Annotated in this window: 17 protein-coding genes; 13 read left to right on the forward strand and 4 right to left on the reverse strand. The window is 71.1% G+C overall.

Going from position 1 to position 18,303, the window contains the following annotated elements:
• Positions 1–30 precede the first annotated feature (30 nt).
• The 5 genes from ABD286_RS14295 (at position 31) to ABD286_RS14315 (ending at position 4,442) form a co-directional block, all read left to right on the forward strand.
• A complete protein-coding gene (locus ABD286_RS14295; RefSeq protein ID WP_344194614.1) occupies positions 31–1,122 on the forward strand; it encodes a DNA glycosylase AlkZ-like family protein in 1,092 nt (363 codons plus the stop codon).
• On the forward strand, positions 1,119–2,048 hold the full coding sequence (locus ABD286_RS14300) for a DUF429 domain-containing protein (protein ID WP_344194616.1): 930 nt from the start codon (positions 1,119–1,121) through the stop codon (positions 2,046–2,048). The genes ABD286_RS14295 and ABD286_RS14300 overlap by 4 nt, the downstream gene beginning before the upstream one ends.
• Before the next feature lie 84 nt (positions 2,049–2,132).
• On the forward strand, positions 2,133–2,912 hold the full coding sequence (locus ABD286_RS14305) for an ABC transporter ATP-binding protein (protein ID WP_344194618.1): 780 nt from the start codon (positions 2,133–2,135) through the stop codon (positions 2,910–2,912).
• Positions 2,909–3,673 (forward strand): ABC transporter permease, encoded by a 765-nt coding sequence (locus ABD286_RS14310; protein ID WP_344194620.1) that lies wholly within the window; start codon positions 2,909–2,911, stop codon positions 3,671–3,673. Before ABD286_RS14305 ends, ABD286_RS14310 begins: the two co-directional genes overlap by 4 nt.
• 4 nt (positions 3,674–3,677) lie before the next feature.
• Positions 3,678–4,442, forward strand: a complete 765-nt coding sequence (locus ABD286_RS14315) for a helix-turn-helix domain-containing protein (RefSeq protein WP_344194622.1) — start codon at positions 3,678–3,680, stop codon at positions 4,440–4,442.
• Between the two features lie 230 nt (positions 4,443–4,672).
• Here ABD286_RS14315 and ABD286_RS14320 read toward each other — a convergent pair whose 3' ends face one another.
• Positions 4,673–5,284: a YceI family protein gene (locus tag ABD286_RS14320; RefSeq protein WP_344194624.1), complete on the reverse strand. Its 612-nt coding sequence runs from the start codon at positions 5,282–5,284 to the stop codon at positions 4,673–4,675.
• A gap of 236 nt (positions 5,285–5,520) precedes the next feature.
• On the opposite strand from ABD286_RS14320, the gene ABD286_RS14325 reads away from it, so the two are divergent.
• Together ABD286_RS14325 and ABD286_RS14330 are read left to right on the forward strand one after the other, a co-directional pair.
• A complete protein-coding gene (locus tag ABD286_RS14325) occupies positions 5,521–5,973 on the forward strand; it encodes a hypothetical protein (protein ID WP_344194626.1) in 453 nt (150 codons plus the stop codon).
• 235 nt (positions 5,974–6,208) lie between these two features.
• Positions 6,209–6,577 (forward strand): PH domain-containing protein, encoded by a 369-nt coding sequence (locus ABD286_RS14330; protein ID WP_344194628.1) that lies wholly within the window; start codon positions 6,209–6,211, stop codon positions 6,575–6,577.
• Between the two features lie 360 nt (positions 6,578–6,937).
• Here ABD286_RS14330 and dnaB read toward each other — a convergent pair whose 3' ends face one another.
• Positions 6,938–8,302, reverse strand: a complete 1,365-nt coding sequence (gene dnaB, locus ABD286_RS14335; protein ID WP_344194749.1) for a replicative DNA helicase — start codon at positions 8,300–8,302, stop codon at positions 6,938–6,940.
• A gap of 441 nt (positions 8,303–8,743) precedes the next feature.
• Between dnaB and ABD286_RS14340 the strand changes: the two genes are divergently transcribed.
• The 3 genes from ABD286_RS14340 to ABD286_RS14350 all read left to right on the forward strand — a co-directional run bounded on the left by ABD286_RS14340 (position 8,744) and on the right by ABD286_RS14350 (position 11,382).
• Positions 8,744–9,016, forward strand: coding sequence for a DUF2277 domain-containing protein (locus tag ABD286_RS14340; RefSeq protein ID WP_344194630.1), 273 nt, complete (start codon positions 8,744–8,746; stop codon positions 9,014–9,016).
• Positions 9,017–9,154: 138 nt separating this feature from the next.
• Positions 9,155–10,693, forward strand: a complete 1,539-nt coding sequence (locus ABD286_RS14345; RefSeq protein ID WP_344194632.1) for a DHA2 family efflux MFS transporter permease subunit — start codon at positions 9,155–9,157, stop codon at positions 10,691–10,693.
• Positions 10,690–11,382, forward strand: a complete 693-nt coding sequence (locus ABD286_RS14350) for a DNA alkylation repair protein (RefSeq protein WP_344194634.1) — start codon at positions 10,690–10,692, stop codon at positions 11,380–11,382. The genes ABD286_RS14345 and ABD286_RS14350 overlap by 4 nt, the downstream gene beginning before the upstream one ends.
• Here ABD286_RS14350 and ABD286_RS14355 read toward each other — a convergent pair.
• Positions 11,351–12,631, reverse strand: coding sequence for an MFS transporter (locus tag ABD286_RS14355; RefSeq protein ID WP_344194636.1), 1,281 nt, complete (start codon positions 12,629–12,631; stop codon positions 11,351–11,353). The genes ABD286_RS14350 and ABD286_RS14355 overlap by 32 nt on opposite strands.
• Positions 12,624–13,424, reverse strand: a complete 801-nt coding sequence (locus ABD286_RS14360) for a PIG-L family deacetylase (RefSeq protein ID WP_344194638.1) — start codon at positions 13,422–13,424, stop codon at positions 12,624–12,626. Before ABD286_RS14360 ends, ABD286_RS14355 begins: the two co-directional genes overlap by 8 nt.
• Before the next feature lie 169 nt (positions 13,425–13,593).
• On the opposite strand from ABD286_RS14360, the gene ABD286_RS14365 reads away from it, so the two are divergent.
• From ABD286_RS14365 to ABD286_RS14375, 3 genes are all read left to right on the forward strand, one after another.
• Positions 13,594–14,907 (forward strand): MFS transporter, encoded by a 1,314-nt coding sequence (locus ABD286_RS14365; RefSeq protein WP_344194640.1) that lies wholly within the window; start codon positions 13,594–13,596, stop codon positions 14,905–14,907.
• A gap of 5 nt (positions 14,908–14,912) precedes the next feature.
• A complete protein-coding gene (locus ABD286_RS14370) occupies positions 14,913–17,519 on the forward strand; it encodes a beta-glucosidase family protein (protein WP_344194751.1) in 2,607 nt (868 codons plus the stop codon).
• Between the two features lie 142 nt (positions 17,520–17,661).
• On the forward strand, positions 17,662–18,303 hold the full coding sequence (locus ABD286_RS14375) for a TetR/AcrR family transcriptional regulator (RefSeq protein WP_344194642.1): 642 nt from the start codon (positions 17,662–17,664) through the stop codon (positions 18,301–18,303).

Raw genomic sequence — 18,303 nt, forward strand, 5'->3', positions numbered from 1 at the left:
GCGTCGGCGGGGGTCGCTACCCTCGCCGGTGTGGAGGCGCGGGAGATCAGCAGGGCGCAGGCGCGGCGGATCGCCGTGCGCGCCCAGGCCCTCGACCTGCCCCGACCGGGTGACCTGGTCGAGGTGGTGCAGCAGCTGAGCCTGCTCCAGATCGACCCCGTGGCGGCGATCGCCCCCAGCGCCGAGCTCGTGCTGTGGAGCCGGCTGGGGGCCGGATACCGGTCGGCGGACCTCGTCCGGGCGCTGGAGTCACGCACCCTCGTGGAGTTCAACGGGATGATCCGCCCCGTGGAGGACCTGCCCGCGCACCTCGCCGGGCACGACGAGTGGCCGCGCCAGTGGGACCAAGGGCGGGAGTGGCTGCGGGCCAACGACCGGTTCCGGCAGGACGTCCTGAACCGCCTCGAGGACCAGGGACCGTTGCTGTCCAAGGAGATACCGGACACCAGCCAGGTGTCGTGGCCGTCCTCGGGGTGGACCAACGACCGCAACGTCACGCAGATGCTCGAGTTCCTCGTGATGCGGGCCGAGGTCGCGGTGAGCGGTCGTCGTGGTCGGCAGCGGGTCTTCGACCTCGCCGAACGCGTCTACCCCGACCTGCCGGAGCTGACCCTGGAGGAGGGGCTGCCGCTGCGCGACGAGCGACGGCTCACCTCGCTCGGGATCGCCAGGACCAAGGGGACCGCCATGCCGTCCGAGCCGGTCGACGTCGGCCAGGCCGGGATCCCGGTGACGATCGAGGGTGTCGACGGGCAGTGGCGGGTGGACCCCGAGGCGCTCGAGCGGGACGAGACCACCGAGTTCCGGGGACGGGCAGCGCTGCTGTCTCCTTACGACCGGTTGGTCTTCGACCGCCAGCGCGCACAGGAGCTGTTCGGGTTCGAGTTCGTCGTCGAGGTCTACAAGCCGGCGAACAAGCGACGCTGGGGCTACTACGCGCTGCCGATCTTGTTCAGGGACAGGCTGATCGGCAAGCTCGACGCGAAGGCCGAGCGCAAGGAAGGCGTCTTCGAGGTGTACGCGATCCACCAGGACGTGGCCTTCACGGAGGAGATGACGGTGGCGGTCGAGGCCGAGATCGACGCACTGGCGCACTGGCTCGGGCTGGAGAGGCTGCGATGAACGGACGCGAGGACCTGCAGCGGCTGGCCGACGAGCTGCTCGCCCGCGCCTCTGTTCTCCGCGAACAGGTGGATCGCGGCGACGGTCGGGACGCGGTCGAGGGCCTGGCCGCGGCCGCCGCTTCCCTGCGTGGGCTCGCCGTGACCCTCGGCGTCGACCCGGCGCGGCTGCTCGACCCACCGGTCGTGGCGACGGCATCGCCGACCGGTCCGACCCCCTTGCCACCACTGGAGATCACGGTCCCCGTCCTGGGAGTCGACGCCTGCAAGGCCGGCTGGGTCGGCGCAATCCTCGAGCCCGGTGCACCCCGACCCCGCATCGCGGTCGCCGAGACCATCGGTGGGCTCGTCGAGACGGTGCGGCAGTCGCTCGGCATCCAAGTCGTGGGGATCGACATCCCCATCGGCCTTCCCGACGACTCGACCCGTCAGGCCGATGCCTTGGCGCGCAAGGCGTTGAAGGGCAAGGCTTCCTCGATCTTCACCACCCTGACCCGGGCCGCCTACGCGGCCGAGACGCGGCTCGAGGCCGACGCCGCCAACCGGGCTCGCTCCGGCCAGGGTGTCGGTGCCCAGGCCTTTGCCCTGCGGCCCAAGATCCTCGAGGTCGACGCCTGGGTCCGCAGCCGCCCGACCGTCATGGTCCTCGAGGTCCACCCCGAGTTGTCCTTCGCCACGATGGCCGGCGCCCCGCTGCTCGACAGCAAGAAGACCGACGAAGGGCGCCGCGCCCGCCTCGCCGCCCTCGCGGCGGCCGGCCTCGCCTCCCCCTCGGTCCTCTCCGGTCCGGGGTATGCCGCCGACGACGTCCTCGACGCCTGCGCCGTCGCGTGGACCGCAGCTCGCCGGACAGCCGGACTGGCCACCCCGTTCCCGGACCCGCCCGAGGTGTTCAGCGACGGCATCCCCGCCGCGATCTGGGCCTGACCGGCACGCGCCCCGGCCCCGCTTGCGGGACTGCCGAGCTCAGGGCTTGACCCTGACGTTGCGTCAGGGCTGCACGCTCGTGCCATGACCACGACACACGCCATCGAGATCCACGGTCTGACCAAGTCCTACGGCGACCACGCGGTGCTCAAGGGCGTCGACCTGAGCGTCGACGCCGGCTCGGTCCTCGCCCTCCTCGGCTCCAACGGGGCGGGCAAGACGACCGCGGTGAAGATCCTGTCCACGCTGCTGTCCGCCGACGGTGGGACGGCCACCGTCAACGGGTTCGACGTGGCGAGCGACCCCGGCAAGGTCCGCGAGTCGATCAGTCTCACCGGCCAGTTCGCCGCCGTCGACGAGGTGCTCACCGGTCGGGAGAACCTCGTGCTCGTCGCCCAGCTGCGCCGGCACCCCGACGCCGGGTCCGTCGCGGACGACCTGCTCACGCGGTTCGACCTCACCGAGGCGGGACGGAAGCGGGTGGCGACGTACTCCGGGGGGATGCGCCGCCGCCTCGACATCGCGATGAGCCTGGTCGGCGACCCGCCGGTGCTGTTCCTCGACGAGCCGACCACCGGCCTGGACCCGCAGTCACGGCTGGAGGTCTGGGAGACCGTGCGCGAGCTCGCCGGGCGGGGCACGACGGTGCTGCTCACGACGCAGTACCTCGACGAGGCGGAGCAGCTCGCCGACCGGATCGCCGTCCTGCACGAGGGCCGCCTCATCGCCGACGGCACCCTCGCCGAGCTCAAACAGCTCCTGCCACCGACCACGGTCGAGTACGTCGAGAAGCAGCCCACCCTCGAGGACGTCTTCCTCGCCATCGTCGGCCACGACCGCCGCCACGCTGAGGAGTCCCGATGACCACGTACGCCCTCCACGACACCGTCGTCCTGCTCAAGCGGTCGCTGCGCCACATCCTGCGCAGCCCCGACACGATCATCACGACCGCAGTCACCCCCATCGCGATGCTGCTGCTGTTCGTCTACGTCTTCGGTGGCGCGATCGACGTCGGGACCGACAGCTACGTCAACTACCTGCTGCCCGGGATCCTGCTCGTCACCGTCGCCTCGGGCATCGCCTACACGGCGTTCCGCCTGTTCACCGACGTCTCGGGAGGCATCTTCGAGCGCTTCCAGTCGATGCCGATCACCCGGTCGGCGGTGCTGTGGAGCCACGTGCTGACCTCGGTCGTGGCCAACCTGACTTCGCTGGTACTCGTCGTTCTCGTCGCGCTGGTCATGGGATTCCGTTCCAGCGCAGGCGTTCTCGCCTGGCTGGCCGTCGCGGGGATCCTCGTGCTGTTCACCCTGGCCCTCACCTGGCTGGCCGTGATCCCGGGGCTGACCGCCACGTCGGTCGACGGCGTGAGCGGCTTCTCCTACCCGCTGATCTTCCTGCCGTTCATCAGCTCGGCGTTCGTCCCGACGGCCGGGATGCCGGGGCCGGTGCGCTGGTTCGCCGAGCACCAGCCCGTCACCTCGATCGTCGACACGCTCCGCACCCTGTATGCAGCCGAGCCCGTCGGTCGCGAGGGCTGGGTCGCCGTGGCGTGGTGCGTCGGCCTGCTCGTCGTCGCGTACGCGCTGGCCATGCGGACCTACCGCGGCAAGGTCGCACAATGAGCCTATGCTGACGATCAGCCAGATCGCGTCCTACGCGGGGGTCACCGTCCGGACCGTCAGGCACTACCACGCGAAGGGGCTGCTGCCGGAGCCCGAGCGCGACCACTCCGGCTACCGCCGCTACGACGCCGCCGCCGTGGTCGAGCTGGTCCGCATCCGGACGCTGGCCGATGCCGGAGTCCCGCTGTCCCGGGTGGAGGAGCTGCTGGGGGCCGGGCCCGACGAGTTCGCGGCGGCGGTCGAGGACATCGACCGCCGCCTCCGGGCCGAGGTCCGCGAGCTCCAGCGCCACCGAGAGCGGATCGCGAAGCTCGCCTCGGGCGACAGCCTGGCGCTGCCGCCCGAGGCAGTGGCCTACCTCGAACGCCTCCGCGCCGTTGGCGTCACGGAGCAGATGGTCGACGCCGAGCGCGACGCCTGGATCCTCGTCGCGGCCCAGCTGCCGGACCGGATGCCTTATTACATGCAGACCAAGAGCCAGCAGCTCGAGGACGCCACGGTCACCGCCCTCTACCAGGAGCTCGCCGAGATCGTGGAGTGGCCGGCCGACGACCCACGGCTGGACGTCGTCGGAGACCGGCTGGCCGCCCAGTTCGCGGCAGTGCCCGACACCGGCTGGGACGAGGGTCCACTCCCTGACGACCTGGCCGACCTGCTCGACACGGTCTTCCTGACCTCCGTCCCGGGCGCCCGGCGCATCCTCGAGCGGCTCGAGCATCACGGCTGGACGGGCTGGACCAACATCCGGCGGATCAACCCCGAGCACTGATGTCGACCCCTGCCGGGCTGGACACCTGACGGGCGCGACCGGCGAACGATCAGCTCGCCCTCGCCGTGGTGCCGCCGAGCACGAACTGTCGCACGGTGGCCGCGAGGTGATCGTCCGCCGGCGGTGAGCCGCGCGCCGGCCCCTCCCGCGGCGCCATACCGCGACGGGCCCGGACGACCGCCACAGGAAGCGGTGCGTCCGAGCCCGTCGTGGGGTTTGGAAGGTCGAGATCAGGAAGCGATGGCGGAGATGTCGAACTCGAGCGCGATCTTCTCGGACACGAGGACGCCGCCGGTCTCGAGCGCGGCGTTGAAGGACAGGCCCCAGTCGGCGCGGTTGATCGTCGTCGAGCCCTCGAAGCCGACGCGCACGTTGCCGTACGGGTCCTTGGCCGAACCGGTCTCCTCGAAGACCACGGTGACGGGGCGCGTCACGTCGTTGATGGTGAGGTCGCCGGTGATGGACCACTCGGCGCCGTCGCGGACGACGTCAGTGCTGGTGAAGGTGAGGTTCTCGTAGGTCTCGACGTCGAAGAAGTCGGGGGTCTTGAGGTGGGCGTCGCGCTGCTCCTGGCCGGTGGTGACGCTGGCGGCCTTGATCGTGACGGTGACCGAGGAGTTGGCCGGGACGGCCGTGTCGATGACCGCGGTCCCCTCGAACTGGTCGAACTGGCCGCGGACCTTGGTGACCATGGCGTGGCGGGCGGAGAAGCCGATGCGGCTGTGGCTGGGGTCGAGCGCGTAGGTGCCGGAGATGTCGTCCAGGACCTGCGAGTCGTGGGCGACGGCGGGCGCCGGGGCGTCGATGACTGCGGTGGAGGACTTGCGGGAGAACAGGGCCATGGGAAGTTCCTTCGAGGTTCAGGGCTCGGGGTCGGGCTCAGGGTGAGCTAGAGGTGGGACTCGAGCAGTTGGTTGAATGTTCAACCACACCGTAGCGCACTTCATTCCCCCTCCGACCACTCGGGTCGCTCCCCCGGCCCCACGCCCCATGCGTCCCGCTTCGGGCGACTCGTCCTTTGTGCGGAGGCGGCCCCGGCCGGGCGGTGCTCTACTGATCGCCGATCAGGGGGTGCGAGATGGGCGAGGCTCGGGACGGGCACCGCGACGTCACCGGCGAGTACAAGGCGCGCGTGGGGCCGATGACGTGGGGACGGATCGCCCTCGGCGTCGCCTGGGTGGTTGCCGGAGCCGTACAGCTGGCCGACGACCACGTCAGCATCGCGCTGCTCTGGTGGGCCACTGCAACCCTGTGGCTGGCCATGGCTGCGGTCGGGCAGCGCGGGCGCACCCTGGTCGATGCCGATGGCGTCGTGGTGAAGGCCGTCAGCCGCACCAAGCGGATGTCGTGGGACGAGGTCAACTTCACGACCAGCGCACCGTCGACCCACTGGCCACCAGCCGACCTCACCCTTCGGGCCAGGAACGGACGAGAGCTGCCCACCCACGTCCCCGCCCTTCGGTGGGCCGAAATCAAGGCGTACGGCGAGCAGCATCGTTCCGTGCAGGACCAGCCTTCGAGGCCGACATGAGCACCATGGGTACCGCCTGTCTTTCGGGCGAGGTGAAGGAGTGAGGATGGGGCGGCTCGAGCAGCGGTGGGAGTCCCGGCGCGAGGCAGGCCGTGAACGCGCACGTCGTTCTCTCGCCGTCGATCCCGGGCCGCGCCGGGTCCTTCCGGTCGAGGGTCGGCACCCGAGGCTGGACTCGCTGGGCGTGTCCGAGCGATCACAACGACGGCACCGGTGGGGTCTGGGCCTCACTTCAGTGGCCTTTGCCTGCCAGACGGCCCTCGGGATCGTCACCGAGCGGTACGGCTACGCCGCTCTGGCGGCGACGATGCTGGTCCTCGTCTGGGTCGTCGGTCGCAGGACCACGAGGAGCCACACCACCGTCGCACCCGACGCACTTCGCGTCCAAGGGGTCGTCCGGCAGGTGACGATCCCGTGGGGCGGGATCTCGTCCGTTGCCGAGACCAGCGCCTGGAGCCCTACGCAGACGGTCATGCTCACCACCGACGAGGGGAAGCAGCTGCGCACCGACGTGCCCGACTCCCTGCGCGAGGAGTTCGTGTCCTACGCGCGCTCCCACGGGATGCACGACGCCTCGGACCAGACCTCACCCGAGGCGAAGTAGGCCAAAGCTGGGAGGGGCCCACCGACGCATGGAGCGATGGCCCTCGAGGGGGCCATCGCTCCATACGTGTCCATGGGTGGCCGCCGCCTCACGAAGGTGGCGTCGGCACGGGGACCACTCGCTCAGACAGCCAAGCTCGGCTCACCCATTGGCCCTATCCGGCTTAATGACGACCAGTCGACGACAAGCCGGCCAGCCAGTTGGTGGGGCTGAGCACGAACAGAGGCGGATCCGGAGGCGGCTTGTCGTCGACTGGTCGCCCGTCGGTCACCCCACGGACGGACGCATAGGTGCAACTGCCGGCCACAGGCACAGCGTGGAGGTGGTGGGGACAGCCCCGGTTTGCGGGAGTCGACTACGTCAGAAGTTCTGGGCCATGTTGGCGAACCGGGCGTAGTGACCCTGGAACGCCAGCACCATGTCCTTGGTCGGGCCGTTTCGGTGCTTGGCCACGATCACGTCGACCTCGCCCTCACGGCCCTCGAGCTTGGGCTCGCGGTGCAGCAGGATGACCATGTCAGCGTCCTGCTCGATGGAGCCGGACTCACGCAGGTCGGACATCGCAGGCCGCTTGTCGGCACGCTGCTCCGAACCACGGTTCAGCTGCGAGATCGCGATGACCGGGACCTCGAGCTCCTTGGCCAGCAGCTTGAGCGCACGGGAGAACTCCGAGACCTCCTGCTGGCGCGACTCGACCTTCTTGCCCGAGCTCATCAGCTGGAGGTAGTCGATGACGACGAGCTTGAGGTTGTGCTGCTGCTTGAGCCGACGGCACTTGGCCCGGATCTCCATGAGCGACATGTTGGGCGAGTCGTCGATGAACAGTGGCGAGTCGGAGATCTGGCCCATGATCCGCGCAAGCTTCTTCCAGCCGGCATCGCCGATGGTGCCCTTGCGCAGGTCCTGCAGCTGGATCTGCGCCTCGGCGGACAGGCAACGCATGGTGATCTCGCTGCGGCTCATCTCCAGGGAGAAGACCGCCGTGGCCTGCTTGTGCTTGATGGCGGCACAGCGGGCGATGTCCAGGCCCATGGTCGACTTACCGACGGCGGGACGGGCGGCCAGGACGATCATCTGTCCCGGGTGCAGTCCGTGGGTCAGCTCGTCGAGCTCGATGAACCCGGTCGGCACGCCGAGCATCTCGTTGGCGTCGCGACCGGCGGCGACCTCGATCTCGTTGAGGGTGTCCTCGAGGACGTCACCGAGGGCGACGTAGTCCTCGCCACCGCGCTTGTCGGCCACGGCGTAGACCTCGGCCTGGGCGGCGTTGACGATGTCCTCGACGTCGCCGTTGCCCTGCTGGTAGCCGAGCTGGACGATGCGGGTGCCCGCCTCGACGAGCCGGCGCAGCACCGCGCGCTCGCTCACGATCTCGGCGTAGTAGCCGGCGTTGGCGGCAGTCGGGACGGCCTGGATCAGCGTGTGCAGGTAGGCCTGACCACCGATCCGCTGGAGGTCGCCGCGCTTGGTCAGCTCGTCGGAGACGGTGATCGCGTCGGCGGGCTCACCGCGGCCGTAGAGGTCGAGGATCGCGTCGTAGATCAGCTCGTGCGCGGGCCGGTAGAAGTCGGTGCCGCGCAGCCCCTCGACGCAGTCGGCGATCGCGTCCTTGGACAGGAGCATGCCGCCGAGGACCGACTGCTCGGCGTGCAGGTCCTGCGGGGGCACCCGGTCGTCGGACTGCGGAGGCCCGTCGCCGCCAGCACTGAAAGCGCTGGTGCTCAGCTCCGCAAGAGACACTCTGCCAACTCCCTGGGACACGAACGAGAACGAAGAACACCGGTGTGATTCGAGTAGACCACGGCCCACCGACAGTGGACACCCACCCCGCCGGACGAAGCACCGGACAACCGCCCGGATAAGCCCCCGAACCACGAATGCCTCACCGTAGGGCGGCGCCGGCCACCCGCCCAAACGCGCCCTGTGGACGGGGTGTGGACAAGGTGTGCGCAACTCCCGACCACCTTGTGCACAGTCGGGGGATAACCCTGTGGATTTCCGCGACGGAGCGTTTCGCCCACCCCGCTGACCTGCACCGATCTCGTCCACGGGGTGTGGACCGAAGAAAGTCTCGGGCGTGTCCGTGAGGTGTCGCCCCGTGCACAACCTGTGACGAACTTTCGCACGGGCCTGTCCCACGCGCCATACCGGACGTAGCCTGCGGGCATGTGCCGAAACATCCGCCAGCTGCACAACTTCGAGCCCCCGGCGACCAGCGACGAGGTCCGCGCCGCCGCCCTCCAGTACGTCCGCAAGGTGAGCGGCAGCACCAAGCCCAGCCAGGCCAACCAGGCGGCGTTCGACGCGGCGGTCGAGGAGATCGCGCACGCGACGGCGCACCTGCTCGAGCACCTCACCACCACCGCACCGCCCAAGGACCGCGAGACCGAGGCCGTCAAGGCGCGCGCTCGCGCGCAGGCGAGGTATGGCGCCGCCTGACCACCCGGTGGAGTGACCGCTGAAAACGGTTTGAGCCCTGTCGGTGGCCCTCGGCAGGATGGTCGGGCAGCAGGGCGATGAGTTCTGGGGAGCACCCCGGTCTACACCCCGAACCCAGCGACCACGAAGGACCTCCCCATGACCGAAGCCACCGCCCTCGGCGGAACGGACACCGCGCGCGGACTGCCGGGCGAGCGGACCCCCACCGTCAACACCACGGCCGTCCTGCGGATCCTCGTCCTCGCCACCTTCATCGTCATCCTCAACGAGACGATCATGGTCAACGCGATCCCGCGGCTGATGCGCGACTTCGACGTCCCGGCGACCAGCGCCCAGTGGTTGTCGACCGCCTTCATGCTGACGATGGCCGTCGTCATCCCCGTCACCGGCTGGTTCCTCCAGCGCGTCACCACGCGCACCGCCTACACGCTGGCGATGAGCCTGTTCCTCACCGGGACGGCGCTGGCCGCGGTCGCCCCGACGTTCAGCATCCTGTTGGGCGCCCGGGTCATCCAGGCCAGCGGCACCGCGGTGATGATGCCGCTGCTCATGACGACGATGCTCACGCTCGTGCCCATGCAGGACCGCGGCAAGGTGATGGGCAACGTCACCCTCGTCATGTCCGTCGCCCCGGCACTCGGCCCGGCCGTCTCCGGGGTCCTGCTCCAGCTCGGGTCGTGGCGGCTCATCTTCGCCGTGGTGCTCCCGATCGCGGTCGTCATCACCGTGCTGGGTCTGCGCGAGCTGGTCAACATCGCCGAGCCCAAGCCGTCGCGGATCGACTGGTCCAGCGTGGCCCTGTCGGCCGTCGGGTTCGGCGCGCTCGTCTATGGCCTGAGCGGCCTCGGCGAGGGGTCGCACAGCACCGCCGCGATCCCCCCGGCGGTCACCACCGCGATCGGTGTCCTCTCGTTGGCCGTCTTCGTGTGGCGCCAGATCCGGCTCCAGCGCGGCGCCGGCCCGCTCCTCGACCTGCGCACCCTGACCTTCGCGCCGTTCGCCATCGCCCTGGCGCTGATGTGCGGGTCCTTCATGGCCCTGATGGGCGCGATGATCCTGCTGCCGCTCTACCTCCAGGAGGTCAAGGGCCTGAGCACCCTCACCACAGGGCTGCTGCTCATGCCGGGCGGGCTCGCCATGGGCGTGCTCGGCCCGTGGGTCGGCCGCGCCTACGACCGGTATGGCGCCGCCCGCCTGGTCGTCCCCGGCTCGGTCGTCATGGCGCTGACCCTGGTCGCGTTCACGCAGGTCGGTGTCGACACCCCGGCCTACCTCGTGCTCACCAACCACGTGGTGCTCAGCGCCGCGCTCGCGATGATCTTCACGCCGGTGTTCACCTCAGGCCTGTCGGTCCTGCCTCCGCACCTCTACGCGCACGGCAGCGCGGTGCTCGGTTCGCTCCAGCAGGTCGCTGCCGCCGCCGGCACCGCCGTCGTCATCAGCGTCATGGCCGGGCGCACTGCCGCTGCCGCCGCGGACGGCGCCTCGGGGACGGCCGCCCTGGCCACCGGCGCCCAGTGGGGCTTCGGCGTCGGAGCGGTGCTGGCGGTGGGGGCCGTCGTCATCTCGTTCTTCGTCCGCACGCCGAAGGTCGACCCCCACGGCGACCACCACGGCGCTTCCCACGACTCGGACGACAGCCTTGCCGCTGCCGAGCCGCAGCACGCGGAGCAGTGACCTCGGCGCCGGTCGTCGAGGCGGTGCGGTCGGCCCTCGCCTCAGCCGGCGACCCCGACCGCGCCGTCGCGCAGCAGGCATACATGAAGTCGGCGATGCCCTACCGCGGCATCACCGCACCGGAGCTCAAGGCCCTGCTGCGCCCGCTGCTGGCTGACCCCGCCCTCGAGCTGCCCGGCCGCGGGGCGTGGGAGGGCGCGGTCCGCGAGCTCTGGGACGGCGCGACCCACCGCGAGGAGCGCTACGCCGCAACGGCTCTCACCGGGCACCGCGCCTACCAGCGGTGGCAGGACCCCGACACGCTCGAGCTCTACCGGCACCTGGTCGTCACCGGTGCCTGGTGGGACCACGTCGACGAGATCGCCAGCCAACGCATCGGCCCGATCCTGCTCTCCCACCGCGAGGAGGTCACGCCCGTCATCCTCGACTGGGCGCAGGACGACGACCCGTGGCTGCGACGGACGGCGGTCATCAGCCAGCTGACCTTCCGCGAGAGGACCGACCTCGGGCTGCTGCGCGCGACGATCGAGCCCAACCTCGACGACACGAGCTTCTGGCTCCGCAAGGCCATCGGCTGGGCGCTGCGCCAGTACGCCCGGACCGACCCGGACTGGGTGCGGGCGACGGTGGCGGAGTACGGCGAGCGCTTGTCCGGCCTCAGTCGTCGTGAGGCCCTGAAGCACCTCTGACGTCGGACGGGGTCGCGGTCGGCGTGGGCACACCGCGAAGCACCGGCACGGCGACGACCAGCGCCGCCAACGACGAGCCCGCCGCGACGAGGAAGGCCGCGCTGATCGAGCCACCGTCCGCGAGCGCCCCGGCCGTGAAGGCGCCGACCGAACCACCTGCGAGGAAGGCACTGATCAGCCACGCGAAGGCCTCGGTCGTCGTCCCCACCGGAGCGAGCCGGTCGACGACCTGGAACACGCAGGTCAGCGTCAGCGGCAGGCCGATGCCGCTCAGGACGGTGAGCACGGCCATGACCGGTGGCTGCGCCGGGGTCCAGGCCAGGGCGGCATACGTCGCGACGAGGGTGAGCAGGCCGAACGGCAGGTCGCGCAACGGATTCCGGTGGGGTGCGCGTCCGCTGTAGGCGAGGCCGCCGGCGAGCGCACCGAGGGCGTTGGCGGCGACCAGCCACGAGGCCCACCCGGGGGCGGACACAGACTCGGCGTAGGCGACCAGGGCCACCGCGGGGACGCCGATGGTGAGGCCGACGAGGAGGACGGCGATGTAGAGCACGCAGAGCCGGGCCGAGCGCAGCGGCCCGAGCCAGTGCCGCTCCTCGCGGACCGGCGTCCACTCGCGCGACACCCGCGACGCCGTGAACCACCACGTGCCGGCCACGCCGACCACCGCTGCAGCGATCAGCCCGCCGCCGTCGCCGAACCCTTGGGCCAGCAGGACGACGAGCGGGCCCAGGACGAACACGAGCTCCTGCGCCGCGGCGTCGACCGCGAACGCCGCCGGCACCTCGCGCGCGGGCAGGACCGAGGGCCAGAGGGTGCGCAGGGCGGGTTCGAGCGGCGGGGTCATCAGGCCGGCCACGAGCGCGACCAGCAGACCGGCGAGGCCCGGGGCGAAGGGCACCGCCGCCAGCGCCACCGACGACACGATGCCACCGAGGACCAGCGTGCCTCGTTGACCGCGAGCGTCCATGACGCGCGACAGGACAGGGCCGCCGAGGCAGGCGCCGAGGGAGTACGCGGCGGTGAGCAGCCCGGCGCGGGCGAAGTCGGCACCGCTCTCGCGGGTGAACAGCACCAGCGCCAGCGGCACCATGCCCGTGGGCAACCGGCCGAGCAGCGCCGAGAACAGCAGACGGCTGACGTGCGGGCGACGCAGCAGCTCGACCGGCCCGACGGTCGCGGCTGCGGCAGGTGCCGTGGACGACGGCGCCGCGGTGCCGTCTCCGGCCGGGTGGTGCGGTTCAGCCACCGAAGGGCCAGCCCGGCTGCATACCGGGCTCACGGCCGGGCTCGATGTAGTGCTCGAAGCCGAAGAAGGCGAGGAAGTACTCCTCGGGCATGCCGAGCATGCCCTCGATGTCGGTCGCCTGGCTGGCGTGCGCCTCGAGGGCGGCACGACGCTGGGGCAGGTAGTCGGTGACGTCGACGCGCCAGTGGATCTCTGCCTCGGGCGTGCCGAGAGGGTTGCCATCGTCCATGTCGCTGTCGGGGTCGAAGCTCTTGTCCCCCTGTCCGGCGGCCACCGCGGCCTGGTGGAAGGTCCGCATCTGGTCGCGGTTCATCGTCGACTCGAGCAGCCGCGGCCGTCGCGTCGCGAGCTCGGCCGCTCGGTGCACGACGGCGTGGACCCGGACGTGGTCGGGGTGGCCGTAGCCGCCGTGCCAGTCGTAGCCCACGAGGACATCAGCGTCCTCCTCGTCGAGGATGGCGGCCAGCCGCCCGGCGGCCTCGTCGAGGTCGGCGGAGTGGAACGCGCCCTCGTGGCCGTTCTGCTCCCACCCGGTCATGCCCGAGTCGCGGTAGCCGAGCCAGGCGACCCGCTGCACCCCGAGGACGGCGGCCGAGGCCTCGGCCTCGCGCCGGCGCCAGTCGGTGAGGGTCTCGCCCTCGGGCAGACCAGCCCTGGGCTCCTCGCCGTGCTCGCCGCCGGTGCCGTAGACGGTGACGACCCGGCTCCCCTCGGCGCTCGCACGGGCCATCGCGCCCGCGGTCTGCGAGGCCTCGTCGTCGGGGTGGGCGTGGAGGAACACGATCGTCGGCACGGGGTCCATCCTGCCCCTCGACAGTGCCGCACCGGGGTCGACGTCGAAAGGTCACGAAATGATAAATAGTTAATAGCCACTATTTATTAATGACATGGAGACCTGCTCCACTGAGGAGGTAGAGGGTCAGGCACCGGCGCCGGACCCACAGGGACACTCGGAGTCAACGATGACCATCCCCACGCACACCGCGCTCGCCCCCGAACCGCCAGCTCCCCGCTGCGGCGAACGGCCCACCGAGCCCAAGTCCGCCCTGTTCGTCGCCGCCCTCGGCTTCGCGCAGTTCGGCCTCTTCGTCGCCCTGCTCGGACCGGTCATCGTCTCGATGGCCCTCAAGGTCAACACGATCCTGGCCACGCCGACCGAGCGCACCAGCGCCCTCGGCGTCATCCTCGGCGTCGGGGCGGTGGCCGCGTTCGTCGGCAACGCCCTCTTCGGCCGCCTCTCCGACCGCACCACCTCCCGCTACGGCCGTCGCCGCCCGTGGATGGTCGGCGGCGTCGCCGTCCTCACCCTGGCGCTGTGGTTCATCGCCACCGCCGACTCGGTCCCGGCCCTGGCCGCCGGCTGGTTCGTCGCGCAGCTCGGCGCCAACGCCACGCTCGCGTCGTTCATCGCGACCCTGGCCGACCAGCTCCCCGAGCGGCAGTACGCCAAGGTCTCCGCCATGGTGGGCATCATGCAGAACGTCGGCATCCTCGGCGCCAGCCAGATCGCCGCGCAGTTCACCTCGGACATGCTGGCCCTGTTCCTCGTCCCCGCCGCCGTCGGCGTGGTCGGGATCCTCGCGTATGCAGCCGTGCTCAAGGACCCGGTGCTGCAGACCCGGCCCGGACGCCTGGACCTGCACACCCTGGCCTCGTCGTTCTGGGTCAACCCGTTCACCCACCGCGACTTCGGGCTGGCCTGGTGGAGCCGCTTCCTCATCATCCTGAGCAGCTTCCTGTTCTCGACCTTCCGCCTGAACTTCCTCGTCGACCGCGTCGGCCTCACCGACGCCAGGGCCGCCGGGGCGATCGCCACCGGCATCCTCATCTACACCGCCGTGCTCGTCGTCTCCGGCTGGGTCGCCGGCGTCATCTCCGACCGCACCGGCAAGCGCAAGATGCTCGTCGCCTCCTCCACCGCGCTGTTCGCCCTCGGGGTCGCCGTCCTCGCCCACACCCACACCCTCAGCGGCTTCTACCTCGTCGAGGCGATCATGGGCGTCGCCTACGGCATCTACATGAGCGTCGACATGGCGCTCGTCCTCGAGGTCCTGCCCAACCCGGAGGACTCCGGCAAGGACCTCGGCGTCTTCAACATGGCCAACGCCATCCCGCAGTCGGCAGCACCGTTCCTCGGCTCGGTCCTGCTCGGCGTCGGCGCAGCCTCCACCGCGGGCGGATCCTCCTCGCCCAACTACACCCTCATGCTCTGGGCGGCCGCGATCGCGGCGCTCATCGGGGCCCTCGTGGTCCTCCCGATCAGGAAAGTGAAGTGACCAGCATGACCGCCACCACCGACCGTCCCACCGCCTCCGCCGCCACCCCCGGCGAGGCGCCCGCGGGCCGCGACCACGCGGCATACCTCGAGCTCGTCGGCCGGCTCGACCTGGCCACCAAGGTGCGGCTCCTCACCGGCGCCACGTCGTTCACGCTGCACGGTGAGGAGTCGATCGGGCTGGCACCGATGGCGTTCTCCGACGGGCCGACCGGAGTCCGCGGCCTGAAGTTCACCGGCGGCGACCACGTCGCGCTCTTCCCCAGCGCCACGGTGCTCGCGAGCGCCTGGAGCGAGGAGACCGCGCACGAGGTCGGCGAGATGCTCGCCGAGGAGGCCGAGCGCCAGCAGATCCACGTCGTCCTCGGGCCGACCATCAACCTGCACCGCACCCCGCTCGGCGGTCGCCTCTTCGAGGCCTACTCCGAGGACCCGCTGCTCACCGGCAAGCTCGCCGCCGCCTACGTGCGGGGTCTGCAGGGGCGCGGGATCGGCGCCTGCCTCAAGCACCTCGTGGCCAACGAGTCCGAGACCCTGCGCAACTACATGAACTCCGTCGTCAGCGAGACGGCCCTGCGCGAGGTGTACCTACTGCCGTTCGAGATCGCGGTCCAGGACGCCGACGCGTGGTCGATCATGGCCGCCTACAACGACATCAACGGTGTCGCCGCGACGGAGCAGAACCACGTCAACAACACCGTCGTCAAGGGCGACTGGGGCTGGGACGGGCTGCTCATGTCGGACTGGTTCGCCACGAAGACCTCTGCTCCGGCGGCCCTCGGCGGGCTCGACCTCGTCATGCCCGGCCCGGACGGCCCTTGGGGCGAGGCGCTGGTCGCCGACGTCGAGTCCGGCGCCGTGCACGAGTCGGTCATCGACGAGCACGTCGTGCGGTTGCTCCGCCTGGCCGAGCGCGTCGGCGCCCTGGGCTCGACGGACGAGCAGCGGGTGTGGCCGACCGAGTCGCTCGCCCCCGACGCCCCGGCCCGGCGCGCGCAGCTGCGCCGCCTCGCCACCGACGGCATGGTCGTGCTGAAGAACGCCGGAGGCATCCTGCCCCTGGCCGCAACAGGACCAGACTCCGGCGCGGGCACCGCGGGGGATGCCCGCGCCGGCACCGTCGCGCTCATCGGTCGCCACGGCATCGACACCATCTGCATGGGTGGAGGCTCTGCCACGGTGAACCCGCCCTACCAGGTCTCGATCGCCGAGGGCCTCGAGGCCGCGATCGGCGACCGTCTCCTGGTCGTCGACGGTGTCGAGGTCCGCGATCGTGCGGTCGTCGCCGAGCCCTCCGCCATCACCGACCCGGAGACGGGCGAGCCCGGCCTGCGCGTCGCCTACCTCGACGCCGAGGGTGTCGTCATGGCCAGCGAGCACAGCAGCGTCGCCTCGATCGTGACCGGCTGGGACGACGTGCTGCCGCGTCCGACCGAGCAGGTCGTGCTGACGGCCCGCCTCACGGGCTCCGGGCCGGTCCGCCTCGGCGTGCTCGGCACCGGCACCTGGACGATCGACCTCGACGGCGAGCGGGTCGGATCCGCCGAGCTGGTCGCCGAGGGGTTCGACCCCGGCGAGTCGATGCTCAAGCCCCCGGTCTGGACCATCGACACCGACGCGACCACGACGACCGACGACGAGGGCACGCGCGAGGGCGCGCTCGTCACCGCGACCGTGACCGTGGTCCGCTCGGAGCCGCAGCCCGGCCCCGACGGCAAGCTCAGCACCCTCTCGCACGTCATCGCGTCCGGCATGGGGATGAAGGGGCTCGTCGTCTCCCCGGTCCCCGCACCCGCGTCCGAGGTCCTCGAATCGGTAACTGCCGCAGCGGCATCCGCTGACGTCGCGGTCGTCGTCGTCGGCCTCACCGAGGAGCAGGAGACCGAGGCCACCGACAAGTCGACCCTCGCCCTGCTCGGCGACCAGGACGCCATGGTCTCGGCCGTCGCAGCCGCCGCGAGCCGCACGGTCGTCGTCGTCAACGCCTCCACCCCGGTGCTCATGCCGTGGTTCGACGAGGTCGACGCCGTCCTCGTCGTCGGCCTGCCCGGTCAGGAGGGTGGCCACGCGGTGGCCGATGCCCTGCTCGGGGTGCGTGAGCCCGCAGGTCGCCTGGTCACCTCGTGGCCGAGCGCCGACGAAGCAGCCCCGGCCTGGGAGGTCGTCCCCGACGGCCTGACGCTGGAGTACACCGACGGCACCTTCGTCGGCTACCGCGGGTTCGCTGCCGGTCACGCCCCTGCCCCGGCCCACTGGCTCGGTGCCGGTGACGGGTATGGCGCGTGGACCTACGGCGCCGCCCGCCTCCTCGAGGGCGGGTCGGGTGCGCCCTCGGTCGAGGTGACCGTGGCGAACAGCTCGACCCACGACTCGCGCGAGGTGGTGCAGGTCTACCTGCGCCCCGACACCGAAGACCAGCCGGTGCGCCTCGTCGGGTTCGCCCCGGTGCAGGTGGCCGCGGGATCCGAGGCCACGGTCACGGTGGACACCGACGCCCGGTTGTGGCGTCGCTGGGACGAGGCGGCGAACGCCTGGGGCGAGCCGCTGACCGGCGGCACCCTCCTCGTCGCCCGGGGCCTCGGCGACGTGCAGGCCGAGCTGCCCCTCGCCTGACGCCGGCTCACGGCTCCTGCCTTCGCCGGGTCGATGTGAGCACGCCGCACATCACGGGCGCGTTCACATCGACCCGCGGAGGATCAGGGAGGCGAAGGGGAGGGAGGGGGAGCAGGTGAGCACACGGCATACAGTCACTGACATGTCAGCCACGTCGGACCGGGCCGCACCCCGCCGCGGGCGTGGCCGTCCGCGCGGCACCGGCACCGGCCAGACCCGCGAACGCATCGTCGCGGCGGCGGCGGAGCTGTTCGCCGAGCGCGGGTTCCACGCGACGCCGATGACGAGCATCGCCGAGGCCGCCGGGCTGAGCCAGACCGGGTTGCTGCACCACTTCCCCGCGAAGGAGGAGCTGCTCGCCGCGGTGCTCGAGCAGCGCGACCTGCGCGACCTCGAGACCCTCGCGTCGACCCACGACCACCTCCCCCGCGGCTGGGAGGTGTGGGACGACATGGTCAGGCTCGTCGGGCTCAACAGCGAGCGTGAGGGTTTCGTGCGGTTGTTCACCAGCCTGGCCGGCGAGGCCGTCGACCCGTCCCACCCCGGCCACGGCTGGCTCGGGGCGCACCACAGCGCAGCGGTCGAGTCGCTCGCGCACGCGCTGCGCGAGGCGGCGCGCGACGGGAAAGCGGACGAGGACATCCCGGCCGAGCAGCTCGCCCGGCAGGCGGTCGCGCTGATGGACGGCCTGCAGCTGCAGTGGCTGATGCGCCCGGACGAGGTCGACATGGCCGCCGACTTCGCCTCCTGGGTGGAGACGGTCCGCCTCCGCTGGGGCACCTAG

Source organism: Pedococcus aerophilus (assembly GCF_039532215.1).
In the GTDB taxonomy this organism is placed as follows: Bacteria; Actinomycetota; Actinomycetes; order Actinomycetales; family Dermatophilaceae; genus Pedococcus; species Pedococcus aerophilus.

Bases quoted from the DNA above. Each gene is read 5' to 3' on its own strand.
- ABD286_RS14310 (WP_344194620.1), top strand. From the start codon at position 2,909: ATGACCACGTACGCCCTCCACGACACCGTCGTCCTGCTCAAGCGGTCG.
- ABD286_RS14300 (WP_344194616.1), top strand. From the start codon at position 1,119: ATGAACGGACGCGAGGACCTGCAGCGGCTGGCCGACGAGCTGCTCGCC.
- ABD286_RS14340 (WP_344194630.1), top strand. From the start codon at position 8,744: ATGTGCCGAAACATCCGCCAGCTGCACAACTTCGAGCCCCCGGCGACC.
- ABD286_RS14375 (WP_344194642.1), top strand. From the start codon at position 17,662: ATGTCAGCCACGTCGGACCGGGCCGCACCCCGCCGCGGGCGTGGCCGT.
- ABD286_RS14365 (WP_344194640.1), top strand. From the start codon at position 13,594: ATGACCATCCCCACGCACACCGCGCTCGCCCCCGAACCGCCAGCTCCC.
- ABD286_RS14305 (WP_344194618.1), top strand. From the start codon at position 2,133: ATGACCACGACACACGCCATCGAGATCCACGGTCTGACCAAGTCCTAC.
- ABD286_RS14315 (WP_344194622.1), top strand. From the start codon at position 3,678: ATGCTGACGATCAGCCAGATCGCGTCCTACGCGGGGGTCACCGTCCGG.
- ABD286_RS14345 (WP_344194632.1), top strand. From the start codon at position 9,155: ATGACCGAAGCCACCGCCCTCGGCGGAACGGACACCGCGCGCGGACTG.
- ABD286_RS14325 (WP_344194626.1), top strand. From the start codon at position 5,521: ATGGGCGAGGCTCGGGACGGGCACCGCGACGTCACCGGCGAGTACAAG.
- ABD286_RS14370 (WP_344194751.1), top strand. From the start codon at position 14,913: ATGACCGCCACCACCGACCGTCCCACCGCCTCCGCCGCCACCCCCGGC.
- ABD286_RS14320 (WP_344194624.1), bottom strand. From the start codon at position 5,284: ATGGCCCTGTTCTCCCGCAAGTCCTCCACCGCAGTCATCGACGCCCCG.